We start from the raw sequence: 16,501 nt of genomic DNA, 5'->3' as shown, positions 1-16,501 counted from the left end.
TTAACACTAACTATTAGCCTTTTTTATTATTAATGTACTCAACTATTTGCTCCATAGTTTCCATTTTTTGTGCGTCTTCATCTGGAATTTCTATTCCAAACTCTTCTTCTGCTGCCATGATGATTTCAACTGCATCTAAGCTGTCTGTACCATGCTCCGAAAGCTTTGAAGAGCTGTTGAATTTCTCTACATCCTTACTAATATGCTCTAGTATAATCTTTTTCACTTTTTCTTCTATGTCTTCTCTAGTGCTCTTTGCTAGTTCGCTATTCACATTTCTTACCAAAAAAATAACCTATTCTTTGATGTTATAAAAAATTTTTATGTTTGCAATATCTTTTATAACTGGTAAACTACAGTAAAGTTTTCTACTGCCCTAGCTGGCTAGCGTTACGTGCTAAACAATTAACAATTCAAAAATGCTAGACGAAACAACAAAAAATTTGCTTATTGTAGAAGTAAATAAACTCTTACCCGAAAATAGCGAGAATAAGCTTATATCAGCTATGCGTTATATACTCCTTGCTCCTGCAAAACATATACGCTCCTTTTTAGTCGTAGCTTCATCGCGAGTGTTTAACGCGGAAGCTAAAAAAGTAATATCAGTTGCTGCAGCAATTGAATTTGTTCATGCTTACTCTCTAATTCACGATGATTTACCGTGCATGGACAACAGTGATACTCGCAGAAGCCAGCTAAGCTGCCATAAAAAATTTGATGAAGCAACAGCAGTGCTTGCCGGAGATGCACTACTTACTCTGGCTTTTGAGGTATTATCTTCGTTAAATGAGAAACGCTGTGAGATCATAAAAGTGCTCTCTCAAGCAATAGGAATTAGGGGAATGGTGGGAGGACAGGCTTTAGATATTGACACAGATTTTAACAAAATAAAAGAAATTCATTTGATGAAAACCGCAAAACTATTTGCAGCTTCATGTGAAATAGGTGCTATAATAGGGGGTGCTACAGATGAACAACGGAGAGCGTTATATAACTTCGGGATAAACCTAGGGCTTATCTTTCAAGCTAAGGATGATATTGAAGACTACGAACAAGATAAAACAAATAACCTAATGTCTGTGCTTGGTAAAAGTGAAGTAGAGGACTATATAGACGGCCTCTTTAAACAAGGCTTGGATAATTTGAGTGCGCTTTCAGGGGATACTAATTATTTATATGATTTATTGAATCAAGTAAAGAAAGATGGTTAGAAAAATTATATTACAAATGCTTATTTCCGTAGTAATGATTCTCACTTTAACTTCTGCTTTTGTGTTTACTATTGTCTATATAAACAAAGGTAAACCGGAAAAAAAGGACAAGCTTTATGAGATAAATGCCACGCATGGTGGTTTGATACAGACGATAGCATATTACCTAGTGAAGCCAATACTTGAATCAGCACTTGACCGCTATATTGAAAAGCATGGGCTAACAGAATATTTAGAAGAAATGACGCAGCAAAAAGAAGAGGATTCGATAAATTTTTATGAAATTACTGAAGGCAGTGGCAGCAAGGCTTTTTGTGGCCTGGAAGTCCTATTGCAAATATATAAAATTTCTAATAATAACTCAGCAACACTCCCTAGCAAAGTTTCTGATGTTACTTTGAAAATAGGTCAAGATGACCTAAAAGAAGTGAGTTTAGGGGTAATAGGTATGAAAGAAGGCGGAGAGCGTGTAGTTACTATTGCCAATGAGAACAAAATGAATTTTAATTCTTATTACGTCAAACTGATCGAAGTAAAGGATAAATATCCCGACTCAGTAAATAATCTGATGGTTTTTAATGACTTAATTAACAAGACTGGAAAACAAGTAAGGTGCGGTGATGAGATATCGGTTAAATATAGCGTAAAGGAGCATAATGGGGAATATATAGTCAAAGATCAAACAGTGCAATTTAGGGTTGGCGATAAAAAAATACCACTTGCTATAGAGCTTGGAGTTGTGGGAATGAGAGCTGGTAATAAAAGAACTATTCTTTCTCCGCCTGACCTTTTGACTATTACTGACGATATGTTAATAAAAGACATAGATTATGATGAAGAAAATATCTCAATAATTGACTTAAGCTTAGATGTTAAGCAAGAGGTCGCAGCACACCATTCTACTGTTGAAAAACAGCCTAAAGAATATAGCTGAAATTTTGTATCCGTTCAGCGGAGTGGCAGAATAAGGTAGACAAGGTGATCTAAAAAGATAATCATAGAGCAAAAGTGAAATAATATGGTAAACCTTTTAGAACTTTGCAAAAATTTACAGCAAAAAATAGAAAGGTTAGAAGCAAAAATAGAAAGATTGGAAAAAGAGAATGAAAGTTTAAAAGCAGAAAATAAGGCTTTAAAGATAGAAAATGCTGAGTTAAGAGAAAGACTCGGTTTAAGCTCAAAAAATTCATCAATACCAAGTTCCAAAGAGTTGTATAAAATAAAAAAGAATAAGCCGAAAAGCGAAAGGAATATTGGCGGTCAGGTTGGTCATAAAGGAAGTTTTCGCGCCAACATGGATGCAGATAAAGTAGTAAAGATAGAGTTGCCTAATACTTGCGAATGCGGAGGAGAAATTGCAATATGTGAAAAACCATATATTCATCAGAAAGTTGATCTTCCAGAAATCAAGCCTTATGTAGTGGAATATCAGTTAGAACATGGCCGTTGTCGGAGATGCGGAAAGAGAAGAAGTAGCAAGTTACCGGAAGGTGTTACGCCAGATACATTTGGTCCAAGGGTTAAGTCAATAATTGCAGCGTTCAGCGGATTCTACAAAAATTCAAAACGCGAAATAGCGAGTGTCGTAAATGATATCTTCAATTTGAACATAAGCGTCGGTAGCATATCAAATAGTGAACATAGAGTTGCTTCAAAATGCAAAAAAATGTATGAGCAGATCGAACAAGAGATAAGTAGGAGTAAAGTTCTACATATTGATGAAACGAGCCATTATAACAAAGGTAAACTCGCTTGGTGTTGGATGTTTGCAAGCAATACGGCAAGTTTTGTAAAATTTACAGAGTCAAGAGGAATGAAAGTTTTACAAAATAGTAAATTCTGCAATCGCAATAGCTTGGTAATAACTGACAGGTATGCAGCATACAATTATTTTGCCGATAAAAACAGGCAAATCTGTTGGGCACATTTATCAAGAGATTTTGAAAGATTAGCACATAGTTGGAATATTGAAGTTAAAGTTCTGGGTTGTTACTTGAGAAACGTGGCCACTGAATTATTTGCACTAAAAAAAGCTTTACTAAAAAGTGAGATAGATGTTTTGAGGTTTGTCAGACGTGCCAGAAAATTAAGAAAACGTACAAAGTATTACTTGAAGGAGATATCTCGTTTACCTGAAGCAATTGGAGCCTCTCGAGTTGCAAAAAATGTTCTGAGATCTGAAAGAATGATGTGGAAATTTTTAGATGACCCAGAAAATATTCCGCTGACAAATAACCACGCTGAACGGCAAATTCGGCATTATGTCGTTTATCGCAAAAACTCATATTTTACACAATCAAAGCGGGGAAATACATTCCTTGAGCGGATAATTTCATTATACTTAACTTGGAAACAAAGGGGTCTCAATCCTTTCCAAAATCTCCTATCTATTGTTTCTTAAACCACTCTCCTGAACGGATACGAAATTTTAGGTCTACTGGCTAATCTTCTGAACACTCTCTATACTACTTAAAGTAGGCTTTTCGTTTTTCCTAAAGTATAAACTTAGATAAATCAAGCTGCTTCGAAATTGACTCAAGTTTATCTTTTACATACTTGCTGTCTATAATGAATTTTTCGCTATTTTTCTCAGAAGCAATGAAACTTATTTCATCTAAAAGCTTCTCCATGACAGTGTGAAGCCTTCTTGCACCTATATTTTCCACTTGCCTATTAACTGTAAACGCTATTTCAGCTATGGTTTTTATACCATCATCAGTGAACTCAAGTGTCACATTTTCTGTTTTCATTAAAGCTATGTACTGCTTTAACAAACTAGATTCTGGTTCCTTTAATATTCTTATTAAATCCTCTTGAGTAAGTGCCTTAAGTTCTACCCTGATCGGTAATCTGCCCTGCAATTCCGGTAAGAGGTCAGATGGTTTAGACTGATGAAAAGCACCAGATGCAATAAATAATATATAGTCTGTTTTTACATGGCCATACTTAGTTGTAACAGTTGTTCCTTCAAGTAATGGTAACAGATCGCGTTGCACTCCTTCTCTGTTTACTTCACCTTTTACTTCTGTACGCGCTGCAATTTTGTCTATTTCATCCAAAAATACTATACCGTCATTACTAACAAGATCAATGGCTTCTTTGATTATCTTATCTTCATCCATTAGCCTTTCACTTTCTTCATTAATTAATATTTCACGCGCTTCTTTTACCTTCACCGTAATAGTTTTTGTTTTTTTGCTCCCGTTAAACATCTTGCCCATTATTTCTGTTACATTCATCACACCAACTTGCCCACCTGGCATGCCTGGTATATCGAAAGTAGGTAACATACTCTTGCTCTCTCTGACGTTAATAGAAACTTCTCCGTCCTCAAACTCTTTATTCCTCAACCTTTCTCTAAAAATTTTTTTACTCTCTTCGGTTGCATTTTCGCCTACCATAGAGTTTACTATTGTTTTCTCAGCTAAAATTAAAGCCTTTTTAGCTAAGGCTTTACGGGCTTTCTCTTTAACTAAAACTATTGCTGCATCAACTAAATCGCGTATTATCGAATCAACGTCACGTCCAACGTACCCTATTTCAGTAAACTTCGTTGCCTCAATTTTTATGAACGGTGCACCGGCAAGTTTTGCTAAGCGACGAGCTATTTCAGTTTTACCAACCCCTGTATGACCGATCATCAATATATTCTTAGGTATGATTTCATCACGCAATGGAAATGGAACCTGATTGCGACGCCAACGATTTCTGAGCGCAATAGCAACAGCACGCTTTGCATCATCCTGTCCGATTATGAATCTGTCCAATTCTTTAACTATCTTCTGTGGTGGCAGGTCATCTAACAAAACTTGAGTGCTGTCATTAACTTGAACATCGCTGTCATTTGAATCAAAACCACTCTTAGTATCTTTATAGAGGTTATCTTTTTCATCGTAGGTGTCACTACTACAAGACCGCCCTTCTGAAAGGGTTATGGGCTGATTGGAAAAATTGGTGCATAAAGTTTTTTGCTTGGAAGACATATCACTCCTCTATCTTTTCAATAACTACATTATGATTTGTATAAACACATATATCGCCAGCTATCTTCATAGCCTTTTTCGCAATTTCCTCTATTGATATTCCTTTAATGTCAATTAAAGCTCTTGCTGCAGATAGAGCAAAATTTCCCCCAGAGCCAATAGCTGCAACTCCATCTTCAGGTTCAAGAACATCACCTGTTCCCGTAATTACTAATGAAATAGATTTATCTGCAACGATCATCATAGCTTCTAATTTCCTCAGATATTTATCCATTCTCCAGTCTTTTGCAAGTTCAACACATGCTCTCATTAATTGCCCTGGGTGCTTGTCAAGTTTAGATTCTAATCTTTCAAAAAGAGTAAATGCGTCGGCTGTTGCCCCGGCAAATCCAGCAATTACGGAATCACCAGAAAGACGCCTAACTTTTTTTGCTCCAGATTTTATAACAGTGTGGCCCAGTGAAACTTGTCCGTCACCTATTACTACTACACTTTTATCTTTTCTAATTGATAATATAGTAGTGCCATACATTTTATTGTTATCGTGTTGAATCATTTTTCTATCACTTTAAATAAGAATCTCATTATACTTTAATCTTTAGTCAAATTTACTAAATATGTTCAACTATAGCTTATAATATAATACCTTCCTTATAACATTTAAAGTGCAGATGCAAAACATAATTCACCCAGATTTGGAAAAAAGTATAAATAATTGGTTCGAAGCAAAATTTAATGGCCTTACATCGCCATTTTATAGCTCTATAGATCTTAGAAACTCTGGCTATAAAATCGTTCCAGTAGACGCTAATTTATTTCCTGCGGGGTTCAATAACTTAAGTGAAGAATCAAGAACGATGGCAGCAAGATTGATAAAAAGCTATTTTAAAAGACATCAATACAAAAAGGTTCTTATAATACCGGAAAATTATACACGCAATAAAATGTATATAGAAAACGTATTTGTTATAGAGAAAATACTACAACTCGCAGGTTTTGAGACTAGAATTGGCCTTTTATATAATGAAGTATACAATTTAATAGAACAGTATGAAACTGTTGTGAAAGAAAACTCTCTGCTAAAGACAACTTCAGGATTTGTGCCTGATGTTATTATACTGAACCGTGATATGACGAGCCACATTCCAGGCACGCTGAAAGACGTAAAGCAAGATATAGTACCAAGCCCACTATACGGTTGGCATAGCAGGCAGAAATTTAAGTATTTTGAAATCTATCAAGAATTAGCATCTGAGTTTTGTGGCAAATTTAAAATAGACCCATGGCTAATTTCTGTGCTTACAGAGAGCTGTGATGGAGTTGATTTTGATGATGATTTGTCACTAGGAGCAGTAGCAACTAAAGTTGACCAAATATTATCTCTAGTGCAAAAAAAATATGAGGAATATGAAATAAAAACACAACCTTACGTTTTTATCAAAGCAAGCAATGGCACATATGGGATGGGCATTATAACAGCAACAAGTGGAGAGGAAATATTAAACCTCAATAAAAAAAAGCGTCATAAAATGAAAAAGATAAAAGAAGGAATAGCAATCAATAGCGTTATTATACAAGAAGGTGTACCAACCATTGACATGTTTAAAAGCAGTTCTGCAGAACCGCTAATATACTATATAGGAGATACTCCAACATGTTACTTATACCGATGTAATAGCAGAAAAGATGTATATTCTAGCTTGAATGCCACTGACTGTGAGTTTCATGATGTTAGCCAGGTTGTAGAAGGTAAAATTCTATCACTTTGGAGTATTGTTAGCAAATTAGCAGTACTAGCGTTGGCAGTAGAAATAAAATCTTTTCATCCCTAATTCTTATACCTCTACAGTGCTGTCATTAGAATGACCGTTTATATTATGAACATCATCAAGTTCAGTGGAAGGATCATCATTGACAGGTTGTTGAAACAATTTGTCAAGCTGAACTGCAAGAAATACTGCACTATATATTATGCTGACTGTTACGCTTAAGTTGAAATTATAGATTATACCATTACCTAAGTTTATTGGTATAGTTGGAGTCTCTATCCTTCTTAATATGAAGTTTAATAAACCTAACGACAAAGTTAATGTGCTAATAATAAGGTCCTTCTTACACTCAGCAGACTTTTCAGGATCCTTATTATCCAGATATTCCTTGCATGTATAATAATAGCTTATAGGTTCTGAAATGAACAAAAATAGGATCGTTGAGGTTAAGTTAATATAACTTATTATGTCTGTATTGCTTCCAGTGCAAAAATGGATGATTTTCAACATCATTAGCGCTTCTATGGTGCTGCTTGCAAGATTAGCCGATTTACCCACAATTTTTGCCAGCTCTTTTTTACTCTCAGGGTTTCTGTAATCCTTAATTAGATCCTGTAGAGTAAATGCAGAATGGGCAATGTATAGAATAGATGTCGGAAACTTTACTAGTCGAGCAACATTCCGTATAAGAAAGATATTGGATCTATTATTGTCAATGAACTCGCAGCAAAATTGCAGTGAAATCTTACACAATAGGGCTGTTAAACCTGTTGTGATGCAGATTACCTTCCTGAAATCATGATCATAAATATCATGCACCCTTTGTGCGAGTATGTTAGATTTCTTTTTTAGCTTGTTTGGCATGAAATAGTTAATAACTTCCTGTTATTCTATCACATAAAATCCTAAAAGAAAAGCCCTATGAATCAGGACTTTAAGGGAGATTTATGCACAAATCGGCTAAGCATTTTATAAACAAGGGATCGGTACTGAGAGTTGGCACACGAAAGTAATATCCATCCTTGATAATTGCTTTATATTCTATATCAAGTTCAACTAGAGTTTCTGAATGCTCAGAAACAAAAGATATAGGTGATAGAACTACAGGTACACCATCAGCTTTTGCGCGTAATAGCTCACTTTCAGTGCTTGGCTCTAGCCATTTTACAGGACCAATCTTACTCTGATAACATATTGACCAATCTAAGTTATTGATAGCTAACTTTTCTACTATTAACTCTACGCTTCTTTCTACCTGTGAAGCGTAAGGGTCGCCCTTTTTAATGATACTAAGAGGTAAGCTATGGGCTGAAAATAGGACTCTTGGTTTACCGATTTTTCTAGCCAATTTATAGTACTTAGCTATCAGATTAGTGTGAGCTTCAATAAAATCTTGGTTATCATAATAACGGTGAATCATTTTTGTATTGCATTTTAGGCCATACCGTTTAGCATTTTTTTGCCAATTCTCGATGGATGACAGAGTTGTGGTAGTTGAATATTGTGGATACAGTGGCAGCAGAATTACTTCGTCAGGATCAAACTGTTTTACACTTTCAATAACTTCGTCAGCAAATGGACGCCAATAGCGCATGCAGATGAATACCTTGTGTACATGGTTTCTATTTTCGTTTAATTTTAGTTCTAAAGCATTAGCTTGCATTTTTGTATTCTCTAGAATTGGCGATTTACCTCCAATTTCCTCGTATATTTTTCGTGCAGTATTTTCTCGTTTCGCAGATATAAACTTTGCTAAAAGAAACCGAAAGGGATTCGGTAGATTGATTATTCTCCTGTCATAAAAAAGGTTGAATAAAAAAGGACGGACCGCATTTAGTGAATCAGGCCCGCCAAGATTAAATAAGATAACTGCCTTTTTCACCTACGCACTACTACAACAAGTTACTTTCGGGGTACCTATAAAATTAGCTACACACTCATCAAATTTAGTTATAGGCACTAAATTTCTCACATTTGCATACAATAAGTGGCCAAATCTCTGCATGTTACTCTGTGTGGATTCAAAACTTCTATCAAAAAACAGATCAACACAAAAACTTGGCACGGTTTCAAGAAGTTCAACAGCAGCTAAAGATAGCATTATACAACTTTGCAGGACCTTCAAAAGAACCTTTAGAGGGAAAAGTAAAACTTTAACGAAAAGAGAGGTGCTACTCGTTTCATTCAGTGGTTGCCCTGAATTGGGCGAATTATACTCGATGTGTTTTCTATTTTGATCAAAAATAGGAAATTTTATAGTATCTTTCTTAAATTCCGCGTCTATTTCTTTTCTACTATGGTTAGTGATTTTTTCCATTAACTTCTCACGCAGATGAAAAGTTCTGACAATAAAACATGTGGCAATCATTAAGGCAGCACATAAAAGTGCGCATTGCATGAGGCTCATACTGCCTAGCATAGCTGGCAGTGCAAAACAAACAAGCGGTGCTATGATTGTCATTTCAAGAAATGGAATAGTGTTTCTTTTCATTGCAAAGGCAGCACCTTCTTTTAATTTTGTATTATGATGTGAACTATATTCCAAATAACTTAAAAATGCCAGACTAAAAGTCAAAAACCCTTTTGTTCCACACAAAAGCGATGACTTAAAGTTACTTACTAATTTTTTAGTAGTAGATTCAGCTTGTTTAGTAGTGTTATTTTTACAACATTTACCCATACAATACCTCCTTGATAGTTCATTCTTAACTATAAATAAAAAATCACTTTTATGAAATTAAAATTTATAATAAGATAAATCTATAAATATACTATTTTACTTAATATGAGGGAATAATATGGCAATTGAGAAGACACTTTCAATATTAAAACCTGATGCAGTAAAAAATAATATTACAGGCAAGATAAATTCATATATTGAAAGCTCTGGACTGAAGATTATAGCACAAAAAATGATGTTACTGACAAAAAAACAAGCAGAGCTGTTTTATGAAATTCATAAAGATAGGCCTTTTTTTGGGGAATTGGTAGAGTTTATGACTTCTGGTTCTGTGATAGTTCAAGTTTTAGTTGGTGAAAATGCAGTAAGTAAATACAGACAAATCATGGGAGCTACCAATCCAAAGCAGGCAGATAAAGGCACAATCAGGGGTGATTTTGCTGATGATATTAGTGAAAATAGAGTCCACGGCTCGGATAGTCTAGAAAATGCTCGTAAGGAGATAGCTTTCTTTTTTGCTGAATGTGAGTTGGTGTAGTTAACTCAGATTGGCGTCATCCAAGTAGCTGACAACATAGAAACGAAAAAACTTACTTGACACCCTTCGCCAGCGCCCTTATCATGATAGTGAAGCTATTGTATTTGCTTTCGCCAATCTGCAGATTAAAAGGTAAGGATTACTTAATGTATCGGCGTCTTATGTTTAATTTTTTGCAGTATATAGATACTGTATGTCTTTACAAAACTTCATCTACATCTAGATTTTTATCTAAATAAGCTGAACGCGCTTATAAAGCGTTACAAGACATCAAAAAATGCCAATACTCGACAGAGATAGTAAAAGACTAGCTAACTCGGGGGTCCTTTGTCTTTTTTTCTGCTTAGTAAATTTCTTAAACATTTGCAGCGTAGGTTAGTTGCAATTAAAAGCGGCTGAATCTCGCTTGTCAAGCGTTTAAAACATAAAAAACGCCAATATTTTAAAGCGGATAATAACCCCAGGGCTTCTTTTGCCTTTTTTTTCATTTGGTAAATTTCTTAATATTTATAGCTAAAGTAATTTAAAAGTCCGTGAAGGGTGTCATGCCAGTGCTTGACACTGGCATCCAGTTTTCCATATAATCTCATCAAAAATGTTTATTTTCTAGCTACTTTTATACTTATCAACCCAGTATGCTTACTTACAATTAAAATTTCTGGATCCCAGTGTCTAGGCACTGGGATGACAGCTAGCCTGACAACCGTCATCCCGCTACGTGTTAGCGGCTAAGAGATACCGCGAATGAATCGCGGTATGACGGTTCGCGGCAGTATGACGTAGAGCTCACGTTAGCTATACTTTTATGCTTACAAACTTAATAAAATTCCTGGATCCCAGTGTCTGGGCACTGGGATGACAAAAAAGGAGGCACTAGGATGACAAAGGAGAGCTACTCGGATGATACCTTTTTCTACTTAGTTTGGGTTATGCAAGAAGTCTATTATAATCAGGCTTTAAGTGTGCGGAAGTAATTTTTTGCGTTAGAGTAAAAAATTTTTTCTATAGCTAATCAAAGTGGATCAAGAGAAACTTACCACTTTCTTTACAAAGGGTTTGATGTTACCATTTGACTACCTATTCTGAATTTATTGGATGAACATTAACATAAAAAATCTAGTTCATGCTTTCTCTAAATTGCCAAGTTTAGGGCCATCATCATCACGCAGGTTAGTTATACATTTACTCCAAAACAAAGAAAAAGTTATGCTACCACTTGCATCTTTGATTAAAGAGCTAGCAGATCTTATAATAGAGTGTGAAGTTTGCGGAAATCTAGATACTAAGTCACCTTGTTCTATTTGTACTAACCCAAAACGTGACACTAAGTTACTGTGTGTAGTAGAAGAATTAGGTGATCTATGGGCGTTTGAAAAAGGAAATATATATTCAGGTTTATACCATGTTTTGGGTGGCAGATTGTCTGCAATAAATGGCATAGGTCCAAAAGAACTCAACCTTGACACTATTCTGAAAAAAGTGACAGAGTCTAAAATTGAAGAGATAATTATCGCAATTAATCCGACATTAGAGGGCCAAGTTACTGCACAATATATAATTGAATTGCTAAAAAATTTGGATGTGAAAATATCACGCCTTGCTTGCGGCATACCAATGGGCGGAGAAATTGACTATCTTGATGAAGGAACGCTGAGGATAGCACTTACTTCAAGACAAGAATATGAGTTAAATATAAAATAAAACATGTGCTTAAAAAAACTTATATCGCTAATAACATTCAAAAAGAAAAAAATAGTGCCACCACTTAAAGTGGTGGCTTGGGAAAATGACCGCCTAAGCTATAAGCAATTTTCAGGTAAATTCAACACTATAATTAAAACAATTGATCAGTCTTTTACAATAATATCTTTAGAAGGATATGATGGATGGGGCAAGACGTTTTTTTTGAAAGAATGGGTAAAAGAGTTAAAACAGCAAAATGAAATTGTAGCTTATTATAGTGCATGGGATATCAATGCACTAGATCAACCACTTCCTTCTTTTTTAAATTTTCTATTTGAAGATTTATTTGCATCGTACGAAGTAAAAAGAAGCGTTATACAACAGTTCAAGAACATAAACCAAGAGCTATTTTCTTTAAACACACTAGGAAAGCTAATCAGTAAATCTCCACTTGCTATGCTTTCCGTATTGCTTGATGCTACAAAAGAGGCCGATAGAAAAGATATTGGTTCTGTGCTGAGAGAGTTGAATACTCTTCAAAGAAGAGAAGAAAACATTAAGGATTTTAAAACACAATTAGCGAAAATAGTTAATAGAATCAGAAAAGACAAAAACATTTATATAATGGTGGATAATCTTGATGTGTGCCGCCCTAAATTCGTTGTCGATTTTTTGGAATCTATAAAGTATATGCTTGATGTGGAGGGGCTGGTTTTCATTATTTCTGTAAGTAAAGATAAGAGTAATGTACAAAGAGCAATCAGCACAATACTTGGACCAAATTTTGACCTAAAATCTTTTACTGATCTCTCTTTACATTTGCCAAAACAACCGATAGAAAAATTTACAAAAGAACTATTTGAAAATATTAAATTACCGAAAAAGTCAAAAAATTTGATTGTAGATAGTTTTATATTTTATGCAGAAAGCCTGTCACTATCGTTAAAAACAATAGAATACTGCGTAAAAAAAATAAAGCTGTGTCTTCTGAATCACACAAGAGAAGAATTACCTGATCCGAATTTGTTTGCATTTTTGGTAATACTGCAATCAATAAATATTGATATATATGAGGAACTAGATTCCTCATGTCAAAGATCCTTGGAAAAAATTGAAAATGAATATAAATCTTTAGTTCTAAATGGTCAAGAAGAATGGGAAAAACTTAAAACCTCTCTAGAAACTGCTTTTGCAGAGAGGGAGTCAAAAATTAACAAAGCTATAAAGGATATACTATTTTGAAAAGATACCCTACCTTCACATATACAAAGATAGGGTAACATTTGATTAACGCCCTTTTACTATGTCATTACCTTGTTCAAACTTTCTGATTAATTCGCTTACATTGACATTAGATAATTTTTTACCTGCAGATTTGTCATTATGTGAAGCATCAGGTTTACGAAGGTCTTCCTTACTGTTACTCCTAGTAATATTACATCTAACAATGTTTGAATTATTAGACTTATCGCTTACATCTGAAATATTGCTTTTTTCACTACATGAAGACGAATTACTCGACATATTGCCTAAGCTAAAGAGCTTTTTACCTTGATAGATTGGATTCCAATCAAGTGGATTATAAGTTTTTTTGCTAGTCTCAACCTTTTGGTTATTTTGCTGTTTAGGAGAAAAACCAAGTTTTTCTCTTTCTTTCTTGCTTAGCGTTTTGAGAAATTTTACGGTTTCTAATTCATCAGTTGCTTGTACTTTATGTAAATCAAAGCTTTTTTGATGGTTATCCTGCTTAACATTTTCCATCATTTTATCTTTTATTGTTCTATCCTCATCATCAGAAGTGCTGCTACTAATATCACTGATACCACTATCCCCTGAATTGCGGCGTTGTTTGTTAGGAGTGCTATGAATGTTGTCTTCCATGAGTTTTTGCATTGTTGGGCCAAATGTTCTTCCAAGATTGCTACTCACTGTTTTATTACTATCATTTGCTTGAGAATGAGGTACATTTCGCTCAAAAATTGCTTTTATTCCAGCAAATTTAGCTTGGGAAGATTTCGGAGGAACAGGTGGGGCAACCATGCCTTTTGAGTTAATCTTTCCTTCATTTTGAGGAAAAATTTTTGGATTATTTTTTTCTACTGTAGTATTCATTTTTTTACCTCTAAACCTATTAACTAATAAAAGTATAAACTTAGAGGTATTAATTTTGTAATAACAATGCTAATAGATTACCGCAGTTTCAATAAGCATCACCAGAGGATTCTCTATATAATGCTTAAAGGCATTTAAAAACTTTGCTCCGAGTGCCCCATCAACTGCTCTATGGTCAACAGAGAGCGTTACTGTCATTATTTCTGCTATTTCTATTTTCTCATTCATAACAATTGGTTGTTTTTTAGATGCACCAACTGCCATAATGCAAGATTGCGGCGGATTGATTATAGCACTGAAGGCTTTTATACCAAACATCCCTAAGTTGGAGATAGTAAACCCTCCTCCTTGAAACTCTTCAGGTTTCAATTTTCCAGATCTTGCTCTGCTTACTAAATCTTTCACTTCTTTTGATATAGATAAAATACCCTTTTTATCAGCATTTTTTACTATAGGAGTAATTAGCCCATCTTCAAGTGCCACAGCGATTGAAATATCTATATTTGAATATCTCAGTATTTTATTATCTATCCACGAAGAATTTATATCAGGAAATTTTTTCATGCTGAAAGCTGCAGCTTTTATGATTAGATCATTAATTGTTACTTTATTGTTTTCATCTGCTGAGTTAATCTCGTTTTTTAACGATATTAACTTATCAACCTGGCAATCTACAGTTAAATAAAAATGTGGAACATTCTGTTTTGATTCAGTCAGGCGCTGTGCTATCACTTGGCGCATGTTGCTTACTTCAACTATGGTATCTTTCTCAGGACTTTCAGTATGTATACCACTGCCTAAAAACTCCAACACATCAGCCTTAATTATGCGACCATATGGTCCTGTACCTTTTAATTGCTGCACATTAACCCCTTCATTTTGAGCTATTTTCTTAGCTAATGGGCTTATTTTTGTTCTACCTTCTGCATAACCCTCTGTCATCTGAGTAGCTGACACTGGGATCCATTCTTCTTTTCTAGATCCCAGTGTCAAGCACTGGGATGACATTGAGGGGTTGGATTCCAGCGTCACGCGCTGGAATGACACCGAAGAATGACTTATTGGCTTTCCGTTTAAATCTTGGTGTTCTGATTTTTGATTATCAACAGCACTTTTTGTCACTTCCTTTTTAACTGCACTATTGATGGAAGTTGAAGTATAGTTGTTAAGTGCACTTTCATCTTCTCCTTCTTCCAGCATTAAAGCTATTGGTTGATTTACAGGCACGCCACTTGTTCCTTCTGTTACTAAAATTTTTGCTAAAACTCCTTCATCTATAGATTCAAACTCCATTATGGCTTTATCAGTCTCTATCTCAGCAATTACGTCGCCTACTTCAACTTTGTCTTGTTCTTTTTTATGCCACTTTACAATTTTTCCTCCAGTTTTGCTCATTGTCGGTGAAAGAGCAGGCATTAATATTTCTATAGGCATTGATTTTGCATTTAAAGATCTATTCAATTTTTAATTTACTCTTTATCTTATGTCAACCTAATCGTGAATTATGATGAATAAGTCTGTTACACTATCCCTCACGTTATCCCAGTGCGTGACACTGGGATCTTGGTTCAGTACTATTATCCTATTGTTTTTATTATTTAGCCATAGCTTGTTTGCTAACAACTTTGTTTCAACCAAATCAAATAAGATCAACATGAGAACGGGGCCAGGGTTTCACTATCCTGTAAAATGGATATACACTTGCAAAAATCTGCCCCTGAAAGTGATAGAAGAGTTTGAGAGTTGGAAAAAGGTCTGCGATATAGATGAAGACTGCGGATGGATAAAAGGCAATCTTCTTAGTGATAAGCGCTACGCGATTGTAAAAGAAGATACTTATGGATATCAAAAACAGAGTGTAGACAGCAAGATTACTATGAAAATAGACAAGTTTGTTGTGATGAAGATAGAAAAATGCAACGAAGAATGGTGCTTTCTTTCCACCCCAAAACGCAAAGCATGGGTACAAAAAAAACATATATATGGGGTTGATTAGGTTGACAAAAGATCTGAATTAACACTAGTTTCTGGGCCTTCTGTAGCATGCTCTTCAGATGAAGCAGAGGGTTCTTGAGGCTCTGGAGACTGTACAGGGCTATCACAGAAACTCCTTAACATCTCCTCAGCGGATGAATCTAAAATTTGTACAATAGACTTTTCACTCTGCTCTCTTAGCGATTGATCCACTCTAGAAATCAACTCAGAAAACTCGCTACCTGATTTTTCAGCTTCACTTTTTATTTTACTTTCTATGCTTGCAATATTACCTTGGTCAATTTCTTCTTTTGTTATGTTGAATGACTTTGCAACATCTTGATATCCAATCTTGCAATTTCCACAACCAATTATGCAAAAAGTAATAGAATCAGATATTTCGCTTGCAGCCCACTTATGTATAGCGTAAGCCAAATAATTGTCATGGTATTTAATGCTAAATTGTTGTTCTATTAACTCAGAAATTTTATTCTTTAGAGACATAAAGCACCCTCCTCTTACATTCGTTATACCTTTTTGTTAAGATACAG

At 34.9% G+C, this 16,501-nt stretch carries 17 protein-coding genes; 8 read left to right on the top strand and 9 right to left on the bottom strand.

Translation table 11 applies throughout. From position 1 onward, the window contains the following. Positions 1–13 precede the first annotated feature (13 nt). The gene (gene acpP, locus EA652_RS05880; protein ID WP_006279836.1) at positions 14–274 is read right to left on the bottom strand and encodes an acyl carrier protein; all 261 of its coding nucleotides are present in this window, start codon (positions 272–274) and stop codon (positions 14–16) included. Between the two features lie 145 nt (positions 275–419). On the opposite strand from acpP, the gene EA652_RS05875 reads away from it, so the two are divergent. The 3 genes from EA652_RS05875 (at position 420) to EA652_RS05865 (ending at position 3,612) form a co-directional block, all read left to right on the top strand. After that, positions 420–1,211 carry a polyprenyl synthetase family protein gene (locus EA652_RS05875; RefSeq protein WP_006280305.1) on the top strand — a complete coding sequence of 264 codons (792 nt, stop codon included), beginning with the start codon at positions 420–422 and terminating at the stop codon, positions 1,209–1,211. Beyond that, the gene (locus EA652_RS05870; protein WP_006280304.1) at positions 1,204–2,145 is read left to right on the top strand and encodes an FKBP-type peptidyl-prolyl cis-trans isomerase; all 942 of its coding nucleotides are present in this window, start codon (positions 1,204–1,206) and stop codon (positions 2,143–2,145) included. The genes EA652_RS05875 and EA652_RS05870 overlap by 8 nt, the downstream gene beginning before the upstream one ends. Before the next feature lie 84 nt (positions 2,146–2,229). Then, a complete protein-coding gene (locus tag EA652_RS05865; protein WP_007548562.1) occupies positions 2,230–3,612 on the top strand; it encodes an IS66-like element ISWen3 family transposase in 1,383 nt (460 codons plus the stop codon). A 91-nt stretch (positions 3,613–3,703) separates the two neighbouring features. On the opposite strand, the gene hslU is transcribed toward EA652_RS05865, so the two are convergent. Together hslU and hslV are read right to left on the bottom strand one after the other, a co-directional pair. After that, entirely contained in the window at positions 3,704–5,194 is a 1,491-nt protein-coding gene (gene hslU / locus EA652_RS05860; protein WP_006280200.1) for an ATP-dependent protease ATPase subunit HslU, read from the bottom strand. A 1-nt stretch (position 5,195) separates the two neighbouring features. Further along, positions 5,196–5,750 (bottom strand): ATP-dependent protease subunit HslV, encoded by a 555-nt coding sequence (hslV, locus tag EA652_RS05855; RefSeq protein WP_006280198.1) that lies wholly within the window; start codon positions 5,748–5,750, stop codon positions 5,196–5,198. A gap of 115 nt (positions 5,751–5,865) precedes the next feature. On the opposite strand from hslV, the gene gshA reads away from it, so the two are divergent. Beyond that, positions 5,866–7,026, top strand: a complete 1,161-nt coding sequence (gshA, locus tag EA652_RS05850; RefSeq protein ID WP_012673378.1) for a glutamate--cysteine ligase — start codon at positions 5,866–5,868, stop codon at positions 7,024–7,026. 3 nt (positions 7,027–7,029) lie between these two features. On the opposite strand, the gene EA652_RS05845 is transcribed toward gshA, so the two are convergent. The 3 genes from EA652_RS05845 to EA652_RS05835 all read right to left on the bottom strand — a co-directional run bounded on the left by EA652_RS05845 (position 7,030) and on the right by EA652_RS05835 (position 9,643). Then, a complete protein-coding gene (locus tag EA652_RS05845) occupies positions 7,030–7,827 on the bottom strand; it encodes a hypothetical protein (RefSeq protein ID WP_006280195.1) in 798 nt (265 codons plus the stop codon). Positions 7,828–7,897: 70 nt separating this feature from the next. Next, on the bottom strand, positions 7,898–8,845 hold the full coding sequence (hemH, locus tag EA652_RS05840; protein WP_007548918.1) for a ferrochelatase: 948 nt from the start codon (positions 8,843–8,845) through the stop codon (positions 7,898–7,900). Beyond that, positions 8,846–9,643, bottom strand: a complete 798-nt coding sequence (locus tag EA652_RS05835) for a hypothetical protein (protein WP_006279845.1) — start codon at positions 9,641–9,643, stop codon at positions 8,846–8,848. A 118-nt stretch (positions 9,644–9,761) separates the two neighbouring features. On the opposite strand from EA652_RS05835, the gene ndk reads away from it, so the two are divergent. The 3 genes from ndk (at position 9,762) to EA652_RS05815 (ending at position 13,106) form a co-directional block, all read left to right on the top strand. Continuing rightward, positions 9,762–10,181 (top strand): nucleoside-diphosphate kinase, encoded by a 420-nt coding sequence (ndk, locus tag EA652_RS05830; protein ID WP_007548917.1) that lies wholly within the window; start codon positions 9,762–9,764, stop codon positions 10,179–10,181. Positions 10,182–11,282: 1,101 nt separating this feature from the next. Further along, a complete protein-coding gene (gene recR / locus EA652_RS05820; RefSeq protein WP_425383625.1) occupies positions 11,283–11,882 on the top strand; it encodes a recombination mediator RecR in 600 nt (199 codons plus the stop codon). 3 nt (positions 11,883–11,885) lie between these two features. Beyond that, positions 11,886–13,106, top strand: coding sequence for a KAP family P-loop NTPase fold protein (locus EA652_RS05815; protein ID WP_006280216.1), 1,221 nt, complete (start codon positions 11,886–11,888; stop codon positions 13,104–13,106). 45 nt (positions 13,107–13,151) lie between these two features. Here EA652_RS05815 and EA652_RS05810 read toward each other — a convergent pair whose 3' ends face one another. Continuing rightward, on the bottom strand, positions 13,152–13,976 hold the full coding sequence (locus EA652_RS05810) for a hypothetical protein (RefSeq protein WP_007550761.1): 825 nt from the start codon (positions 13,974–13,976) through the stop codon (positions 13,152–13,154). A gap of 69 nt (positions 13,977–14,045) precedes the next feature. Further along, complete coding sequence (locus EA652_RS05805) at positions 14,046–15,410, bottom strand: pyruvate dehydrogenase complex dihydrolipoamide acetyltransferase (RefSeq protein ID WP_006280214.1); 1,365 nt, start codon at positions 15,408–15,410, stop codon at positions 14,046–14,048. A 70-nt stretch (positions 15,411–15,480) separates the two neighbouring features. Here EA652_RS05805 and EA652_RS05800 point away from each other — a divergent pair, with 70 nt between their 5' ends. Then, positions 15,481–15,972: an SH3 domain-containing protein gene (locus EA652_RS05800; protein WP_007551030.1), complete on the top strand. Its 492-nt coding sequence runs from the start codon at positions 15,481–15,483 to the stop codon at positions 15,970–15,972. On the opposite strand, the gene EA652_RS05795 is transcribed toward EA652_RS05800, so the two are convergent. Beyond that, a complete protein-coding gene (locus EA652_RS05795) occupies positions 15,969–16,454 on the bottom strand; it encodes a WBM0748 family T4SS-associated protein (RefSeq protein ID WP_006280399.1) in 486 nt (161 codons plus the stop codon). The genes EA652_RS05800 and EA652_RS05795 overlap by 4 nt on opposite strands. Between the last annotated feature and the right edge of the window lie 47 nt (positions 16,455–16,501).

The sequence above is a fragment of the Wolbachia endosymbiont of Drosophila ananassae genome, assembly GCF_008033215.1.
Lineage (GTDB): Bacteria > Pseudomonadota > Alphaproteobacteria > Rickettsiales > Anaplasmataceae > Wolbachia > Wolbachia pipientis.
This window is presented reverse-complemented; position numbering and strand designations above follow the sequence as displayed.